Genomic DNA, 16,635 nt, shown 5'->3' on the forward strand with positions numbered 1-16,635 from the left:
CCTTCAGCGGTAGCCGGCCAGCCCGTCCGCCAGCTGTTCCGCGTCGCCGTCCCGGTGCGCGGACAGGGCCTGCTGGAGGGCGAAGGTCGCGCGGATGGCGGCGATGCGGGTGGTCGTGCTGTCCGGCCAGCCGCCCAGCGTGCGGACCCGATGCGCGAAACGCGAGCCGTAACCGGCCTCCACGGCCGCCAGGTCCTCGGCGGGATCGCCGATCGCGACCTCGTCCCAGTCGATCACCCCGCTGAGCCGCGGCAGCCCGTCCTCCCACTCCCAGAGGACGTTCTCGGCACCGAGATCGCCGTGCACCGCCGCTGAGAACGAGGAACGGCGGCTCGTCCGTGCCGTGAGCGCCGCCCTCCGCCAGGGGCCGAGGCGTGGCGAAGCCGAGATCGAGCCCGGCGAGCAGGCGCAGGACGGCGGCCCGCTGCGGCAGCCGCGCGGCCGCCGCAGCGGTGCGGGGCAGGCACACGACACGGTCCGCGCCGATCACCACCTGGTGGAACTGCCCCTGGCGGACGGTGAGGTCCTCCGGTTCGACGCCCGGCAGCAGCCGGCTCAGCAGAGCGCGATTCGGCGGCGGGATCTGCATGAGATGCGAGGTGTCCTTTCTTCAACGCCCTTCTTCAACGCCCTTCTTCAACGCCTTTCTTCAACGAAACGGGCGGCGTGCGTCAAAGCCGGGCGTGGGAGGCGATGTCGGCCGTGAACCGCTCGATCATCGCCGGGGTGACGGTCGGCTTGCACTGGCCGATCGCCCACAGGTAGTCGGCGGTGCCGGCGCCGGCCGGGCCGTCCGGGTCGCCGCCGGTCGCGAGGTCCCGCTCGAAGGCCGCCTGCGCCGCGATCCTCGCGGCGTGCTCGATGTCGGCCGGCGTGAACAGCTCGCTGGCGGCGGCCAGCGTGTCCAGGTCCACGTCGGCCCGATTGGCGGAGTAGCGCCGCCAGATCGCCGAGCGGGCGGCCGCGTCCGGCGGGCCGATCGGCACCACGTAGTCGAACCGGCCCGGCCGCAGGAATGCCGGGTCCAGCGAGCTGATGGCGTTGGTGGCGACCACCAGCAGCCGCTCGTCCCGCTCGCGGAACCCGGGGATCAGCTTGAGCAGTTCGTTGGTGATGCCGTGGCCGCCGGAGCCGGGGCGGTCCCCGCGCACCGCCGCGATCTCCTCGACCTCGTCGATGAACACCAGCACCCGTTCCAGCTCGGCGATCTGGGCGAAGGCGCTGCGCAGGGCCGCCGCCAGGTTGCCGTCGTCGGCCAGGCGGGAGGGCAGCAGCTCGACGAACGGCCAGCCGAGCCGGGAGGCGATCGCCCGGGCGAAGGTCGTCTTGCCCGTGCCGGGAGGACCGAACATGGCGATGGCCCGCGGCGGGCGCACGCCGTGCCGCGCGGCGCGCTCCGGCTCGGCCAGCGGCAGCACGATCCGCTTCTCGATCAGGTCCTTCTCCACCTCCATGCCGGCCATCCTGTCCCACAGGTCGCCGGGCAGCACGCGGCCGCCCAGCTCGGCCAGCAGGTTCGCCCCCAGGCCGACGGCGGGCTCGGTCTTCTCGAAGTAGGCCACCGCGGGACGCCTGGTGTAGCCGGCCTTCACCAGCCCCTCGCCGATCAGCTCCTCCTCGGGCAGCACGTAGGCGATGCGCCGCACCCGCGCGTCGATCAGCCTCCGCTCCAGCTCGCGCAGCAGCGCGCTGGCCAGGCCGCGCCCGCGCCACGCCGCGGCGATCGCGATGCGCATCACCCACGCCCGCTCCCCGGCCACGTGCGCGAGCGCCGCCCCGATCGGGACGCCCTGGTGGACCGCCACCACGGCCGGCTGCCGGGACGTCAGCGCGCCGATGCACTCGGCCAGCGAGTACACCGACTCCTGGCCGAGCCCGGCGGTGCTGTCGATCAGGTGCACGACGGCCGCGAGATCGTCCTCTCGGTAGTCATGAATGAGCCAGTTCACCCTTCGCCGCCCTTCTCGTCTCCTGGGAGCTACCGAAGGTAAAGGATCGAAGGAGAGGGCTCTTGCACCACCCCGCACAATCCGCCCATCTCGGCTGTGCCGGATGGAGGAGACTCCTGGGCTCTACGCCGACGCCTTGACGGCCGAGCCCGTCGCGGCCTGCGCCCGCGCGACGCGGCGGCGCCTGGCCGGCAGCCCGAACGTCGGGTTGGCGACGCCCCAGGCGGCGCCCTTGCAGATCAGCTCCTTGTAGACGGCGGCGAGCCGTCCGGTCAGTGCCCCCGGCAAGGCGCGGTCGTCGGCGGTCACGTACTGGATCAAGCCCTCCTTGCGGCCCAGCGAGATGCACTGGTTGAAGTAGCGGATCGGCACGTTCGGGAGCTTCCCGGCGGTCAGGCGCGCCACGATCGCGTCGACGGCCTGCCACGCGGTCGGAATGCCCGAGGCGCACGACATCCGCAGCGGCTTGTCCCCGGGGCCCATCGCCATGGCCGCGTCGCCGATGGCGTACACGTCGGGATGCGAGACCGAGCGCATGGTCTCGTCGACCACGATTTGGCCCGTGCCGGTGACTTCCAGGGCGGTCGCCTTCGCGATCGGGTGGACCGCGAAGCCGGTGGTCCACACGGTGACCGCGGCCGGGATGGCCTCGCCGCCGGCGGTGGTGACGTGGTCGGCTTCGACGCCGGTGACGGCGGTGTGCTCGTGCACGGTGATCCCGAGCTTGCCAAAGGTCTTCCGCAGGTGCGCCCGACCCTTGGGCGAGAGCCAGTCGCCGAGGCCGCCGTGGGCGACGAGGGCGACGTCGAGGTCCGGGCGGGCCTCGGCGATCTCGGTCGCGGCCTCCACGCCGGTGAGGCCGCCGCCGACGACGACCACGGCCTGCCCGGCGTCGAGGCGGGCCAGGCGCTCGCGCAGCCGGAGCGCTCCGGAGCGGCTGGCGATCTCATGGGCGTGCTCGGCGGTCCCGGGGACGCCTCGGGGGTTCCAGCCGCTGCCGAGGGCGTAGACGAGCGTGTCGTAGGCGAGTTCACCGTCGCCGTCGGCGCCGGTGACGGCGACGGTCTTGCGGTCGACGTCGACGCCGGTGACCTTCGCCAGCCTCAGTTCGACGCCGGTGCCCGCGAACATCTCGCTGAGCGGCCGGGGCTTGAGGTCCTGGCCGGTCGCCAGCTGGTGCATGCGGACACGTTCGACGAAGTCCGGCTCGGCGGTGACGAGGGTGATGGCGGCGTCTTCGCGCCGGAGCCGCCTGGCGAGGCGGCCGGCGGCGAAGGCGCCGGTGTATCCGGCTCCGAGGACGACGATGCGGTGCTGCATTTCCTCGCTCCTGTCTCACGCTGGTTTGCCCCTTGAACCGGGCGGCCCGGGGTTTCCTGACAGGAACGCGATGTGAATCGCCTCACACAGCCTCGCGCAGGCTCACGCCGCCTCATGCAACGGTCAGAACACGGTGAACAGGGGCTCCCCGTGGTCGGTGGCCGCCCAGCGGGCGGTCGCGCGTTGGAGCTTGTCGGGGTTCAGCTGGCTGCGGAACGCGGCGATGCCCTCGGCGGTGACCTCCAGGCACATGACGGCGACCACCCGGCCGTCCACGACGGCCACGACGGCCGGGTCGCCATTGGCGGTCCAGGCGTAGACCTCCGGCGTGCCGCCGACCATGGCGCGCTTGGACTCGCTGGGTTCGAACAGTCCCCGCAGGAACCTGGCGACCGCGACCGCCCCCTCGATCGCCTTGGCGCGGGCCGGGACCTTCCCGCCGCCGTCGCCGATCGAGGTGGCGTCCTCGGTGAGCAGGCGCACGAGCGGCTCGATCCGGCCGCTGGTGGCGGCCGTGAGAAACTCCTCGACGATCCGCCGGGCGGCGGCCTCGTCGATCCGGGTGCGGGCCTTGCCGTCCGCGACGCGCTTCTTGGCGCGGCGGAAGGTCTGCTGGCTGGCGGCCTCGGTGATGTCGAGGATCTCGGCGATCTCCCGGTGCGAGTAGTCGAATGCCTCGCGCAGCACGTACACGGCCCGCTCGCCCGGGGACAGGCGCTCCATGAGGGCGAGGACCGCGTACGAGACCGATTCGCGCTGCTCGGCGGTGTCGGCCGGGCCGAGCATCGGGTCGCCCGCGAGCAGCGGCTCGGGAAGCCATTGGCCCACATAGGTCTCGCGGCGCGCCCGCGCGGAGGTGAGCTGGTTGAGGCACAGGTTGGTGAGGACCTTCGTCAGCCAGGCCTCGGGGACCTCGATGCGGTCGACGTCGGCGGCCAGCCAGCGCATGAACGTCTCCTGCACGGCGTCCTCGGCCTCCGCGGCGGAGCCGAGGAGGCGATAGGCGATGGCCTCCAGGCGCGGCCTGGAGGCCTCGAACCGGTCGACGTCGTTCGCCGTCAAGGCCACGGCCCGATCCTAGCCCGCACGTCCTGCGGCCTCAGCGGCCGTCCACACGATGCCCAGAAGCCCACCCGGCGGCGCCCCTACACGTTGCGCCGGTACTGCCCACCGGCCTCGAACAGCGCCTCGGTGATCTGCCCGAGCGAGCACACCCGGGAGACCTCCATGAGCACCTCGAAGGCGTTGTCCTCCGACATCGCGACCTCACGCAGCCGCCGCAGCGCCGCGGGGGCCACCTCCCGGTTCCGCGCGTGGAAGTCCGCCAGCCGCCGCAGCTGGGACTGCTTCTCCTCCTCCGTTCCCCGGGCCAGCTCCAGCTTGCGAGGCGCCTCCTCGTCGCCGTTGGGGTTCCTGAAGGTGTTCACCCCGATGATCGGCAGAGACCCGTCGTGCTTGCGGGTCTCGTACAGCATCGACTCGTCCTGGATCTTGCCCCGCTGGTAGCCGGTCTCCATGGCCCCCAGCACGCCGCCCCGCTCCGACAGCCGCTCGAACTCCTGCAGCACCGCCTCCTCCACGAGGTCGGTGAGCTCGTCGATGATGAACGAGCCCTGCAGCGGGTTCTCGTTGCGCGCCAGGCCCCACTCGCGGTTGATGATCAGCTGGATCGCCATCGCCCGCCGTACCGACTCCGCGGTCGGGGTCGTGACCGCCTCGTCGTAGGCGTTGGTGTGCAGGCTGTTGCAGTTGTCGTAGATCGCGATGAGCGCCTGCAGGGTGGTCCGGATGTCGTTGAAGTTCATCTCCTGGGCGTGCAGCGACCGCCCGGAGGTCTGGATGTGGTACTTGAGCTTCTGCGACCTCTCGCCCGCGCCGTACCGCTCGCGCATGGCGACGGCCCAGATGCGCCGCGCGACGCGCCCCAGCACCGAGTACTCCGGGTCCATCCCGTTGGAGAAGAAGAACGACAGGTTGGGCGCGAAGTCGTCCACCTTCATCCCCCGCGCCAGGTAGGCCTCGACGTAGGTGAACCCGTTGGCCAGCGTGAACGCCAGCTGCGTGATGGGGTTCGCGCCCGCCTCGGCGATGTGGTAGCCGGAGATGGACACCGAGTAGAAGTTGCGGACCTTGTTCTTGATGAACCACTCCTGGATGTCCGCCATCATCCGCAGCGAGAACTCGGTGGAGAAGATGCAGGTGTTCTGCCCCTGGTCCTCCTTGAGGATGTCCGCCTGCACCGTGCCGCGGACCGTGGACAGCACGCGCGCCCGGATCTCCTGCTCCTCCGAGGGGGACGGCTTGCGCCCGTGCTCGGCCTCGAAGCGCTCCAGGGCCTGATCGACGGCGGTGTTGAGGAAGAAGGCCAGGATGGTCGGCGCGGGCCCGTTGATGGTCATCGAGACGGACGTGTTCGGCGCGGTGAGGTCGAACCCGTCGTAGAGGACCTTCATGTCGTCGAGGGTCGCCACCGACACCCCCGAAGTCCCGACTTTTCCGTAAATGTCGGGTCGCACGTCGGGGTCGTGCCCGTAGAGCGTCACCGAGTCGAACGCCGTGGACAGCCGCGTGGCGGGCTGCCCCTCCGACAGCAGCTTGAAGCGCCGGTTGGTGCGGAACGGGTCGCCCTCGCCCGCGAACATCCGCGTGGGGTCCTCGTCGTCCCGCTTGAAGGGGAAGACGCCCGCGGTGAACGGGAAGCGCCCGGGCAGGTTCTCCTTGCGCAGGAAGCGCAGCAGCTCGCCGTGGTCCTCGAAGCGGGGCAGCGCCACGCGGGGGATGCGGCTGCCGCTGAGCGTCTCGCGCCACAGCGGCGTGTGGATCTCCCGGTCGCGGACCTTCACGACCAGCTCGTCGGCGCCGTAGCGCCGCCTGAGCTCGGGCCACTCCTCCAGCAGCCGCCTGCTCTCCTCCGACAGCTCGGCCTCGGCCTGCCGCAGCAGCTCGCCGACGCGCCCGCCCTGGCCGCCCGCCGTACGGGACGCCGCGGCCACGGCGGCGGCGCCCATGCCGGTCCCCCCGGCGGGCGCGGGAGCGGGGTCCTCGCCCAGCAGCTCGCGGACGGCGGCCAGCTGCTGGCGCCGCCGGGCGATCTCGACCTGCGCCTCGGTCTCCGCGTGGTAGGCGCGGACGGTCTCGGCGATCTCCGCGAGGTACCGCACGCGGCTGGGCGGGATGATGGACTTGGCCACGCGCGAGGTGCGCCCGGAGACCTGCGGCAGCAGGCCGGGCCCGGCGGGCAGGCCCTTGTCCACGAGCAGGCCGCGCAGGTGATGGTAGAGCGCGGTCACGCCCTCGTCGTTGAAGCGGGCGGCGATGGTGCCGAAGACCGGCATCTCCTCGGGCGAGACGCCGAAGGCGCCCCGGTTGCGCACCAGCTGGCGGCGGACGTCGCGCAGGGCGTCCTCGGCGCCGCGGCGCTCGAACTTGTTGATCACCACGGCCTCGGCGAAGTCGAGCATGTCGATCTTCTCCAGCTGCGACGCGGCGCCGAACTCGGGCGTCATCACGTAGATCGGCACGTCCACGTGCGGCACGATCCCCGCGTCGCCCTGGCCGATGCCGGGCGTCTCCACGATGACCAGGTCGTATCCGGCGGCGCGGCAGGCCATGATCACGTCGTCGAGGTGGGCGGGCACCTCGGAAGCGGCGCCGCGCGTGGCCAGGGAGCGGAAGTAGGTCTGCGCGCCCAGGGCGTTCATCCTGATGCGGTCGCCGAGCAGCGCGCCGCCGCCCCGGCGGCGGGTGGGGTCGATGGCGATGACCGCGATGCGCAGCTTGTCGTCGTGGTCGAGGCGGAAGCGGCGCAGCAGCTCGTCGGTCAGCGACGACTTGCCCGAGCCGCCGGTGCCGGTGATGCCGAGGACGGGCGCGGCCCGCCCGGCCGCGCGCAGCCCCTCCACCAGCTCGGCGGGCGCCCGGCCCGCCTCGATCAGGGTGATGGCCCGCGCGAGCGCCGCCTGGTCGCCGGAGACCACGGCCTCGACCGACGGCGGGTCCTGCAGGGGGTGGTCGCACTCGCTGATGAGCTGGTTGATCATGCCGGGCAGGCCGAGGCGCTGCCCGTCGTCGGGGGAGAAGATCCGCGCCACTCCGTAGGCGTGCAGCTGGGCGATCTCGTCCGGCACGATGACCCCGCCGCCTCCGCCGTACACCCTGATGTGGCCGGCGCCGCGCTCGCGCAGCAGGTCGACGAGGTACTGGAAGAACTCGACGTGTCCGCCCTGGTAGGAGCTGATCGCCACGCCCTGGACGTCTTCCTGGATGGCCGCGGTGACGATCTCGTCGACGGACCGGTTGTGACCGAGGTGGATGACCTCGGCGCCCTGGGTCTGCAGGATGCGCCGCATGATGTTGATCGCGGCGTCGTGGCCGTCGAACAACGCCGCGGCGGTCACGAACCGTACGGGGTTGGCCGGAACGTGCACGCCCTATCACTCCTTCGTGAGGTGCCTCTACGAAAGATACTAGGACGTCCTACTATTTCCCAGCGTCGGCGGTCTCACGCTTCTTCTCGGGACTGTAGGGGTGGAGCCTCACCCGCTCCTCGGACGGCCGCTCAGCCACCCAGCGGCGGTGGGCGCCGCGGGGGCGGCCGGTGAATCGGAGCGCTCCAACGACGATGCTGAGCACCATGCCCAGCAGCAACACCACCGGGATCACCACGCCGTCGATCCCGGCTCCCGGCCCCTCGGGCCGCTCGCTGAGCACCGTGACGGTCTTGACTCCCGTGTCCTGCCGGGCGGCCGTCAGGGTCTCCTTGACCTTGGACGGCAGGCCGTACCCGACGACCTTGTCGGTGTCGCGCAGCTTGCGCCGCAGCCACACCCGGTCGACGTTGGCCTCGATGGTGCGGATCTTGCCGCCTTCGACCTTCTCCACAATGCCGACGTGGTCGACGCCCTTGTAGCTCTTGCCGCCGCTCCAGTCGAAGAAGACCAGCGCGCCGGGCTCGGGCTTGTCGGACCACGCGCCGTGCTTGATGAACCATGCGGCGTGCGAGGGGGTCCAGGCGAACTGTCCCACGTACTCGGCGACGCCGGCTTTGTCCGCCGCCCAGGCGATGAACATGTCGCACCAGGGGGCGTCCCGGTACTGGGGATCGGATAAGCGATCCGCGTACCATTCGCCGAACTTGGTGTGCTGGCCGCCCTTCTCCCGGTATCCGAGCTCGGGGCGCGCCGCCTTGAGAAGGTCTTCACCGATGGGGTCCAGGACGACTCCTTCGCGAACACGACACGCGGCTCACGATCGACTGTAGGTGAGCCGTGGACCGGACATGTCCAACATCGCGAAGTTGTCGATGGATGAGGTGAAATGTAACTCCTGTGGTGCGGTCTTCCCCTCAGGCGCCCGCCCCCACGCGGTAGACGGTCGTCTCGCCCTCCCCCGGCGCCACGACGTCGGCCACGATCACGGTCACGTTGTCGGGCGAGCCGCCCTCGTTGGCCAGGTCGATGAGCCGCTGGACGGCGGCGGCCGGCTCTGCCAGCGTGGTCAGCACCTCGTGCAGGGTCTCCGGCCCGAGCACGTTGGTGAGCCCGTCGGAGCACAGGAGGTAGCGATCACCCGGCAACGCCTCACGCAGCGCCATGTCCGGCTCCGCCCTGCCCTCGCTGCCGAGCACCCTGAGCACCATCGACCGGCGGGGGTGGACCGCGGCCTGGTCCTCGGTGATCCGCCCCTCGTCCACCATCGACTGGACCAGCGTGTGGTCCTTGGTCATCTGGTACAACGCACCGTCGCGCAGCAGATACCCCCGCGAGTCGCCCAGGTGGGCCAGCGCGAAGGTGTAGCCGTCGAACAGCATGGCCGTGACGGTCGTGCCCATCCCCCGGCGGGCCGGGTCGATCTCGGCCAGCTCCACGAGCCGGCGCCCGGCCTCCTGCACCGCGCCTTCGAGGGCCGCCACCAGGTCGGCGCCGCCTTCCGGCAGCTTGGCGTCAAGCTCCCGCATGACGGCGATCGCCGCCGAGCTGGCCAGCTCCCCCGCCGCATGACCGCCCATGCCGTCCGCCACGGCGAGCAGGCGCGAGCTCGCGTAGCCCGCGTCCTCGTTCTGCTCTCTGCGGCGGCCCACATCTGACCCTGCGGCATAGCGGATGTTGTGCTTCATGGACACCAGTAAATCATTGGTTGAAAGACTTCACAAGCGTGCTACGGTAGATTCATGAACCAAGACCCGACCGTCAACGCCGGGGACATCGCCCGGCTCGCCGGTGTCGGACGGGCCGCGGTCAGCAACTGGCGCCGTCGCCATGACGACTTCCCCCAGCCCGTCGGCGGGACGGCCAGCCAGCCTCTGTTCTCGCTCCGCCAGATCGAGGCGTGGCTGAGCCGCTATGGGAAGTCCTACCAGGTATCGCTCGCGGATCGGGTGTGGCAACGCCTGAAAGCCGCGGGAGATTTGCGGTTGGGTGAACTGGTCGCGGCGGCCGGGGCGCTCCTGACCGGCCAAGATCACGCTCTGGAGCGGGACGTCGCGGCTCTGGTGAGCGAGCTGGCCGCCGAGCAGGGCGCCGCGCGGGCCTACGAGCTGCTGTGCGAGCGCTACCTGGAGGCGCACTCCCGGCAGCTGTCGGTGACCCGCCCCGAGCTGGCCGCCCTCATGGTCGAGCTGGCCGGCGCCAAGGGCGGCACGGTGCTCGATCCCGCCTGCGGCGTGGGCACGCTGCTGCTGGCGGCCGAGCCGTACCGGGCGCTCGGGCAGGAGCTGAGCGAGACCTCGGCGCGCATCGCGGCGGCCCGCCTGCGCCTGCGCGGCATCGACGGCCGGGTGGCGGCGGGCGACTCGCTGCGGCGCGACGCCTTCGACGGTGAGCAGGCCGACGCCGTGGTGTGCGACCCGCCCTTCGGCGAGCGGGCCTGGGGCTATGAGGAGCTGGTCGGCGACACCAGGTGGGAGTACGGCGTGCCGCCGCGCGGCGAGCCGGAGCTGGCCTGGGTGCAGCACTGCCTCACCCACGTCAAGCCGGGCGGCACGGTGGTCGTCCTCATGCCCCCGGCGGCGGCCAGCCGCAAGGCCGGCCGCCGCATCCGCGCCAACCTGCTGCGCGCGGGCGCGCTGCGGGCCGTGGTCAGCCTCGGCGCGGGCGACCTGTGGCTGCTGCGCCGTCCCCGCCCGGGCGACCGGCCGCCGGGCGAGGTGCTGCTCATGGAGGGCGGGCCCGGCCTGACGGCCACGGCCGTGGCGCGGCGCGAGGGCAACGTCCGCATCATCGACCTGCTCACCGACGACGTCGACCTGACCCCCGCGCGCCACAAGCAGCGCGACGACCTGGGCCGTTCCTTCGCCGAGGCGCGCGAGCGCTACCTGGCCACCAGCGCCGTCCCCCCGGACCTGAAGGTGCTGGAGCGCCCGGTCGACCACCCCGCCACCACGGTCGGCGAGCTGGTCAGGGCCGGGCTCATCACCGTCGCCCAGGCCCCGGCGCGGATGAGCCTCAACGGCGGCGAGGTGCCGGTGCTGACGGCCGACGACCTGCTGTACGGCACGCCGCCCTCGGGCCGCACCGGGCCGGGCGAGGACCTGGTGCCCGTCGAGCCCGGCGACGTCGTGGCGTCCTACTCGACCGTGCGTGTCGTCACCTTCTCCGGCTCGGTCCTCGGGCCGCACCTGACGCTGTACCGGGTGGACCCGGCCCAGCTCGACCCCGACTTCCTGGCCGGCTTCCTGCGCTCGGCGGGCAGCCGTACCACCACCGGGTCCAGCCGCTTCGACGCCCGCCGCACCCGCCTGCCGCGCCTGCCCCTGGCCGAGCAGCGCCGGTACGGCCAGGCCTTCAGAAGGCTCACGGCCCTGGAGGACGCCCTGCGGGAGACGACGGCGCTCGGGCAGGCGCTCGTCGACCTCGGTTTCGAAGGTCTCGCCGAAGGTCACCTGCGTCCCTGACGGTGTAGTTTTTCCGCAGGCGACGCCAGGGCGGGGCATTCGCCGCAGGCGAGGCAGGGAGGGGCAGATGGTCATCGGCGACCGCTACGTGCTCGACGACCTTCCCCTCGGCCAGGGCGGCATGGGCGCGGTCTACGCGGGCCACGACCGGCGCCTCGACCGGCGCGTGGCGGTCAAGCTGCTGCGCTTCACCAGCCTCCCGGACGAGGAGCTGGAGCGGCGCTTCGTCCGCGAGGCGCGCATCCTGGCCCGGCTGGAGCACCCCGGCGCGCCGGTCCTGTACGACTTCGGCGCCCACGAGCAGCGGCTGTACCAGGTGATGCAGTTCATCGAGGGCGTCACCGTGGCCGACGTGGTCAGCGAGCACGGCCCGCTGCCGGTGCCGTGGGCGTGCGCGATCGCCGCCCAGGCGTGCGCCGTGCTGGCGGCGGCCCACGCGCTGTCGATCTTCCACCGCGACCTCAAGCCCACCAACCTCATGCTCTGCCCTGACGGCAGCGTCAAGGTGCTGGACTTCGGGCTGGCCATGCTGCGCGAGCCGGACAGCACCGGCCTGATCGCCCAGTTCACCCGGATCGGCCAGATCCTCGGCACCCCCGCCTACATGGCGCCCGAGCAGATCCAGCGCGGGGTGTGCGACGCGCGCAGCGACCTGTACTCCCTCGGCTGCGTGCTGCACGAGATGCTCACCGGGCGCCCGCTGTTCACCGGCCCGACCGACTACGCCGTCTTCGAAAAGCAGGTCAAGGAGCGCCCGCCGGCCATCCCCGGCCTGCCGCGCGGGCTCGGCGACCTGCTGGCCCAGCTGCTGGACAAGCGGCCCGAGGCCCGGCCGTCCGGCATGACCGAGCTGTACGATCGGCTCCAGCCGTACGCCGTGGACCTGCCGATGCTGCCGGGGTTCCTGGCCGGGGAGCCCAGCCCGGGGCGCATGTACGCCCGCGTGGTCGGGCGAGTGTTGTTCCCGGTATGAGACCGAGAGAGCGCTCTCTGTAATATGCCCGTTATTGACATTGTGACGTGGGTTTAACACCTTGGAGAGCGCTCCCAACCATACGGAGGCTCACATGCGCCGACTCGCGGCAGGAACCATAGGCCTTGCGCTCGTCGTCACGGGCTGCGGCAGTTCCCAGGAGACACCCCAGGCGACCGGCGGCGGCGATGCCGCGTCGGCCGAGTGCCAGCCGTACGCCGCCTACGGCAAGCACCCCAACACCAAGGTGACCATCTACTCGCCGATCCGCGACAAGGAGGCGGACCTTTTCCAGGAGAACTGGAAGACCTTCTCCGAGTGCACCGGCATCAAGATCACGTATGAGGGCACCGGGGAGTTCGAGGCGCAGATCCAGGTCCGCGTCGACGGCGGCAACCCGCCTGACCTGGCGTTCTTCCCTCAGCCCGGCCTGCTGGCCCGCTTCGCCAAGGCCGGCAAGCTCAAGCCCGCCCCGCCGGAGGTGGAGAAGCTCACCGACGAGGGCTGGTCGCCGGACTGGAAGAAGTACGGCACGGTCGACGGCACCTTCTACGCCGCCCCACTCGGCGCGAGCGTCAAGTCCTTCGTCTGGTACTCGCCCAAGATGTTCCAGGAGAACGGCTGGCAGATCCCCAAGACGTGGAACGAGCTGATGACGCTCAGCGACACGATCGCGGCCAAGGGGATCAAGCCCTGGTGCGCGGGCATCGAGTCCGGTGACGCGACCGGCTGGCCGGCCACCGACTGGATCGAGGACGTGATCCTGCGCGACCTCGGCCCCGATGGCTACGACCAGTGGGTCGAGCACAAGATCCCGTTCAACGACCCCAAGGTCCAGGCGGCGGTCGACAAGGTCGGCGCGATCCTCAAGAACGACAAGTACGTCAACGGCGGCTACGGCCCGGTCAAGTCGATCGCCAGCACGGCCTTCCAGGAGGGCGGCGTGCCGATCACCGAGGGCAAGTGCGCCATGCACCGGCAGGCCTCCTTCTACGCCAACTTCTGGCCGGAGGGCACCAAGGTGGCCGAGGACGGCGACGTCTTCGCCTTCTACCTGCCGGGCAACGACACCAGCAGCAAGCCGGTGCTCGGCGCCGGCGAGTTCGTGGCCGCCTTCACCGACCGGCCCGAGGTCAAGGCCATGCAGCAGTACCTGGCCACCGCCGACCACGCCAACGGCCGCATGAAGCTCGGCACCTACGTGTCGGCCAACAAGGGCGTCGACCTGGCTGGCGCGCAGAACCCCATCGACAAGCTGTCCATGGAGATCCTGCGCGACCCCCAGACGGTCTTCCGCTTCGACGGCTCGGACCTGATGCCGGCCGCCGTCGGCGCGGGCACCTTCTGGAAGGGCATGACCGCGTGGATCAACGGCAAGGACACCAAGACCGTCCTTGACGACATCGAGAAGAGCTGGCCCAAGTCCTGATGGGTCTCGAGTTCGACTTCGGCGCCGAGCAGCCCAAGCTGGTGATGCTGCTGCTCGGCGTCGTCGCCTTCCTCGCCGTGGTCGGCGTGATGCTGCTGCTGCTGGACCGGGCGCCGATGCGCAGCAGGTCCAGGCTGCACGCGGCCATCCTGCTGGCCCCCGCGCTGACGCTGCTGACCATCGGGCTGGTGGTGCCCGCCGTACGGACCACGCTGCTGTCGTTCATGAGCGGCGACAGCAAGACCTTCGTCGGCCTGGACAACTACGTCTGGATGTTCAGCCAGCCCGAGGCGCTGCTGACCCTGCGCAACACGCTGCTGTGGGTCGTGCTCGTGCCCCTCCTGGTCACCGGCATCGGCCTGGTCTACGCGGTGCTCGTCGACCGCTCCCGCTTCGAGGCGCTGGCCAAGTCGCTGGTCTTCATGCCGATGGCGATCTCCTTCGTGGGCGCGGGCATCATCTGGAAGTTCGTCTACGCCTACCGGCCCGAGGACGCCGACCAGATCGGCCTGCTCAACCAGATCGTCGTCTGGCTCGGCGGCGAGCCGCGGCAGTGGCTGCAGGAGCCGCCGCTGAACAACCTGTTCCTCATCTTCGTGCTGGTGTGGATCCAGGCCGGCTTCGCCACCGTGGTGCTGTCGGCCGCGATCAAGGGCATCCCGGCCGAGATCGTGGAGGCGGCGCGGCTGGACGGCGCGGGAGCGCTGCAGATGTTCTTCCGCGTCACGCTGCCCTCGATCCGCCCGGCGGTGATCGTCGTCCTGGTCACCCAGGCGATCGGCACCCTCAAGCTGTTCGACATCGTCCGCACGATGACCAACGGCAACTTCGACACCAGCGTGATCGCGGTCGACATGTACAACAACGCCTTCCGCTTCGGCGAGACCGGCAAGGGCGCGGCCCTGGCCGTGTTCCTGTTCGTGCTGGTGGCCCCCATCGTCTGGTACCAGACCCGCCTGCGCAGGAGGGTGCAGTGACGCACGCTTCGCCGACGACCAGCGCCGCCGCGCGCGTGCGCGCCCGCCTGAGCACGCGCGCGGCCAGCCTGGTCGCGCTGCTCATCGCGGTGCTGTGGACCACCCCCACCTTCGGCCTGCTGCTGTCGTCCTTCCGGCCCAAGGACGAGATCAAGAGCACGGGCTGGTGGACGTTCTTCGCCGACCCGAACCTGACCCTCGAGAACTACCAGGAGGTGCTGTTCGGCACGTCGTCCTCCTCCGGGCGGCTGGCCAGCTTCCTGATCAACTCCATCGTCATCACCATCCCCAGCGTCCTGCTGCCGCTGGCGCTGGCGTCCTTCGCCGCCTACGGGCTGGCCTGGCTGAACTTCCGCGGCCGGGACTGGATCTACATCGGGATCTTCGCGCTGCAGATCGTGCCGCTGCAGATGGCCCTGGTGCCGCTGCTGTCGTTCTTCTCCGAAGGCGTGTCGGTGGCCGGGATCCAGCTGCTGCCCGCCTGGGAGCTGGGCGACACCGGCCGCTTCGCCCAGGTGTGGTTCGCCCACACCTGCTTCGCCCTGCCGTTCGCCGTCTTCCTGCTGCACAACTTCATGGCCGAGCTGCCGCACGAGCTCATGGAGGCGGCCCGGGTCGACGGCGCCACCCACGGGCAGATCATCAGGCGCGTGGTGCTGCCGCTGGTCGCGCCCGCCCTGGCCACCTTCGCCATCTTCCAGTTCCTCTGGGTCTGGAACGACCTGCTCGTCGGGCTGATCTTCGCGGGCGGCACCGCCGAGTCGGCCCCCATGACGGTACGGCTGGCGCAGATGGCGGGCACGAGAGGGGACGAATGGCAGCGCCTGACCTCCGGCGCCTTCGTGTCTGTCATCATTCCTCTCGTGGTGTTCCTGTCCATGCAGCGCTACTTCGTCCGCGGGCTCCTGGCAGGCGGGATCAAGGGATGAAACGTCCGACTCTGGAGGCGGTGGCGGCCCTGGCCGGGGTCTCCCGAGCCACCGTCTCCCGTGTCGTCAACGGCCAGACCACGGTCGCGCCCCACATCCGGGAGGCGGTGCTGCGGGCCGTCGACGAGCTGGGCTACGTGCCGAACTCGGCCGCCCGCAGCCTCGTCACCCAGCGGACCGACTCCATCGCGCTGGTCGTCTCCGAGCCCCCCACGCGCGTCTTCTCCGACGACCCCCTCTTCGCGACCGTCATCAGGGCGGCCAGCATCGAGCTGGAGGCGGCGGACAAGCAGGTCGTGCTCATGCTGGCGGGCTCGGCCAAGTCGCACGCGCGCGTGGAGAGGTACATCGCCAGCGGCCACGTCGACGGCGCGATGCTCATCTCCATGCACGGCGCGGACCCGCTGCCGGCCGCGATCGCGCGCATGCGGGTCCCGGTGGTGTCGTACGGCCGGCCCGCCGTACCGGTCGACATCCCCTATGTGGACAACGACAACGTCGGCGGGGCCGAGGCGGCGGTCCGGCACCTGGTGGCCGCTGGGCGGCGGCGGATCGCGACCATCGCGGGCCCGCTGGACATGATCGGCGGCCAGGACCGGCTCACGGGGTACCGGAACGTGCTGCGCGACTCCGACCGGCGGTCCATCGTCGCGGTCGGCGACTTCACGCGGGAGTCGGGCGCGGTCGCGATGCGTCAGCTGCTGCGCGACGACCCTCACCTGGACGCCGTCTTCGCGGCCAACGACCTGATGGCCATCGGCGCGCTGCAGGCGCTCCGCCAGGCGGGACGGCGGGTGCCCGACGACGTCGCGGTGGTCGGCTTCGACGACATCGAGGCGGCCAAGTACACCGATCCGCCTCTGACGACGGTCCGCCATCCGGTGGCCGACCAGGCCGCCGCGATGGTCCGCCTGCTCCTCGGCCTGTTCTCCGGCGGCCCGTCCGACCCGGTCATCCTGCCCACGGAGCTGGTGATCCGGGAATCCGCCTGACGCTCCCGCTCCCCCACCCTGCCCGTCCGATCTTGCTCAGGGCCGGCGTCACCCTCACACGTTGAGGGCACTCACTGTCACAAAGCCACTACGCAATGCCCGTGATTCCGATACGGTCACCCGCATGCGTGTCGGAATCTACATAGACGGTTACAACCTCTACTACGGCGCGCGA

At 71.0% G+C, this 16,635-nt stretch carries 12 protein-coding genes and 1 pseudogene; 6 read left to right on the top strand and 7 right to left on the bottom strand.

Features of this window, described 5'->3' with window-relative positions; translation table 11 throughout:
* Positions 1-3 precede the first annotated feature (3 nt).
* The 7 genes and pseudogenes from BSB02_RS43630 to BSB02_RS21255 all read right to left on the bottom strand — a co-directional run bounded on the left by BSB02_RS43630 (position 4) and on the right by BSB02_RS21255 (position 9,384).
* A pseudogene (locus BSB02_RS43630) lies at positions 4-589 on the bottom strand (phosphotransferase).
* An 82-nt stretch (positions 590-671) separates the two neighbouring features.
* Positions 672-1,949 carry an ATP-binding protein gene (locus tag BSB02_RS21230; protein ID WP_084960996.1) on the bottom strand — a complete coding sequence of 426 codons (1,278 nt, stop codon included), beginning with the start codon at positions 1,947-1,949 and terminating at the stop codon, positions 672-674.
* A 123-nt stretch (positions 1,950-2,072) separates the two neighbouring features.
* A complete protein-coding gene (locus tag BSB02_RS21235) occupies positions 2,073-3,269 on the bottom strand; it encodes an NAD(P)/FAD-dependent oxidoreductase (RefSeq protein ID WP_084960998.1) in 1,197 nt (398 codons plus the stop codon).
* Between the two features lie 123 nt (positions 3,270-3,392).
* Positions 3,393-4,337: an RNA polymerase sigma factor SigJ gene (gene sigJ / locus BSB02_RS21240; RefSeq protein WP_084961000.1), complete on the bottom strand. Its 945-nt coding sequence runs from the start codon at positions 4,335-4,337 to the stop codon at positions 3,393-3,395.
* A 77-nt stretch (positions 4,338-4,414) separates the two neighbouring features.
* Entirely contained in the window at positions 4,415-7,696 is a 3,282-nt protein-coding gene (icmF, locus tag BSB02_RS21245; RefSeq protein WP_084961002.1) for a fused isobutyryl-CoA mutase/GTPase IcmF, read from the bottom strand.
* Positions 7,697-7,748: 52 nt separating this feature from the next.
* Positions 7,749-8,483, bottom strand: a complete 735-nt coding sequence (locus tag BSB02_RS21250) for a CHAP domain-containing protein (RefSeq protein ID WP_084961004.1) — start codon at positions 8,481-8,483, stop codon at positions 7,749-7,751.
* 130 nt (positions 8,484-8,613) lie between these two features.
* Positions 8,614-9,384 (bottom strand): PP2C family protein-serine/threonine phosphatase, encoded by a 771-nt coding sequence (locus tag BSB02_RS21255; RefSeq protein ID WP_084961006.1) that lies wholly within the window; start codon positions 9,382-9,384, stop codon positions 8,614-8,616.
* 54 nt (positions 9,385-9,438) lie between these two features.
* Here BSB02_RS21255 and BSB02_RS21260 point away from each other — a divergent pair, with 54 nt between their 5' ends.
* The 6 genes from BSB02_RS21260 to BSB02_RS21285 all read left to right on the top strand — a co-directional run bounded on the left by BSB02_RS21260 (position 9,439) and on the right by BSB02_RS21285 (position 16,460).
* Positions 9,439-11,160: an N-6 DNA methylase gene (locus BSB02_RS21260; RefSeq protein WP_084961008.1), complete on the top strand. Its 1,722-nt coding sequence runs from the start codon at positions 9,439-9,441 to the stop codon at positions 11,158-11,160.
* Positions 11,161-11,227: 67 nt separating this feature from the next.
* Positions 11,228-12,133 carry a serine/threonine-protein kinase gene (locus tag BSB02_RS21265; protein WP_084961010.1) on the top strand — a complete coding sequence of 302 codons (906 nt, stop codon included), beginning with the start codon at positions 11,228-11,230 and terminating at the stop codon, positions 12,131-12,133.
* A gap of 94 nt (positions 12,134-12,227) precedes the next feature.
* Positions 12,228-13,562 (top strand): ABC transporter substrate-binding protein, encoded by a 1,335-nt coding sequence (locus tag BSB02_RS21270; protein WP_084961012.1) that lies wholly within the window; start codon positions 12,228-12,230, stop codon positions 13,560-13,562.
* Entirely contained in the window at positions 13,562-14,539 is a 978-nt protein-coding gene (locus BSB02_RS21275; protein ID WP_084961014.1) for a carbohydrate ABC transporter permease, read from the top strand. The genes BSB02_RS21270 and BSB02_RS21275 overlap by 1 nt, the downstream gene beginning before the upstream one ends.
* The gene (locus BSB02_RS21280; RefSeq protein WP_143590962.1) at positions 14,536-15,468 is read left to right on the top strand and encodes a carbohydrate ABC transporter permease; all 933 of its coding nucleotides are present in this window, start codon (positions 14,536-14,538) and stop codon (positions 15,466-15,468) included. Before BSB02_RS21275 ends, BSB02_RS21280 begins: the two co-directional genes overlap by 4 nt.
* Positions 15,465-16,460 (top strand): LacI family DNA-binding transcriptional regulator, encoded by a 996-nt coding sequence (locus tag BSB02_RS21285; protein ID WP_084961016.1) that lies wholly within the window; start codon positions 15,465-15,467, stop codon positions 16,458-16,460. The genes BSB02_RS21280 and BSB02_RS21285 overlap by 4 nt, the downstream gene beginning before the upstream one ends.
* The last annotated feature ends 175 nt before the right edge of the window (positions 16,461-16,635 follow it).

It is taken from the genome of Thermoactinospora rubra, from assembly GCF_002093975.1.
GTDB classification, from domain to species: Bacteria; Actinomycetota; Actinomycetes; order Streptosporangiales; family Streptosporangiaceae; genus Nonomuraea; species Nonomuraea rubra_A.

Bases quoted from the DNA above. Each gene is read 5' to 3' on its own strand.
- BSB02_RS21265 (WP_084961010.1), top strand. From the start codon at position 11,228: ATGGTCATCGGCGACCGCTACGTGCTCGACGACCTTCCCCTCGGCCAG.
- BSB02_RS21235 (WP_084960998.1), bottom strand. From the start codon at position 3,269: ATGCAGCACCGCATCGTCGTCCTCGGAGCCGGATACACCGGCGCCTTC.
- BSB02_RS21285 (WP_084961016.1), top strand. From the start codon at position 15,465: ATGAAACGTCCGACTCTGGAGGCGGTGGCGGCCCTGGCCGGGGTCTCC.
- BSB02_RS21275 (WP_084961014.1), top strand. From the start codon at position 13,562: ATGGGTCTCGAGTTCGACTTCGGCGCCGAGCAGCCCAAGCTGGTGATG.
- BSB02_RS21260 (WP_084961008.1), top strand. From the start codon at position 9,439: ATGAACCAAGACCCGACCGTCAACGCCGGGGACATCGCCCGGCTCGCC.
- BSB02_RS21255 (WP_084961006.1), bottom strand. From the start codon at position 9,384: ATGAAGCACAACATCCGCTATGCCGCAGGGTCAGATGTGGGCCGCCGC.
- BSB02_RS21270 (WP_084961012.1), top strand. From the start codon at position 12,228: ATGCGCCGACTCGCGGCAGGAACCATAGGCCTTGCGCTCGTCGTCACG.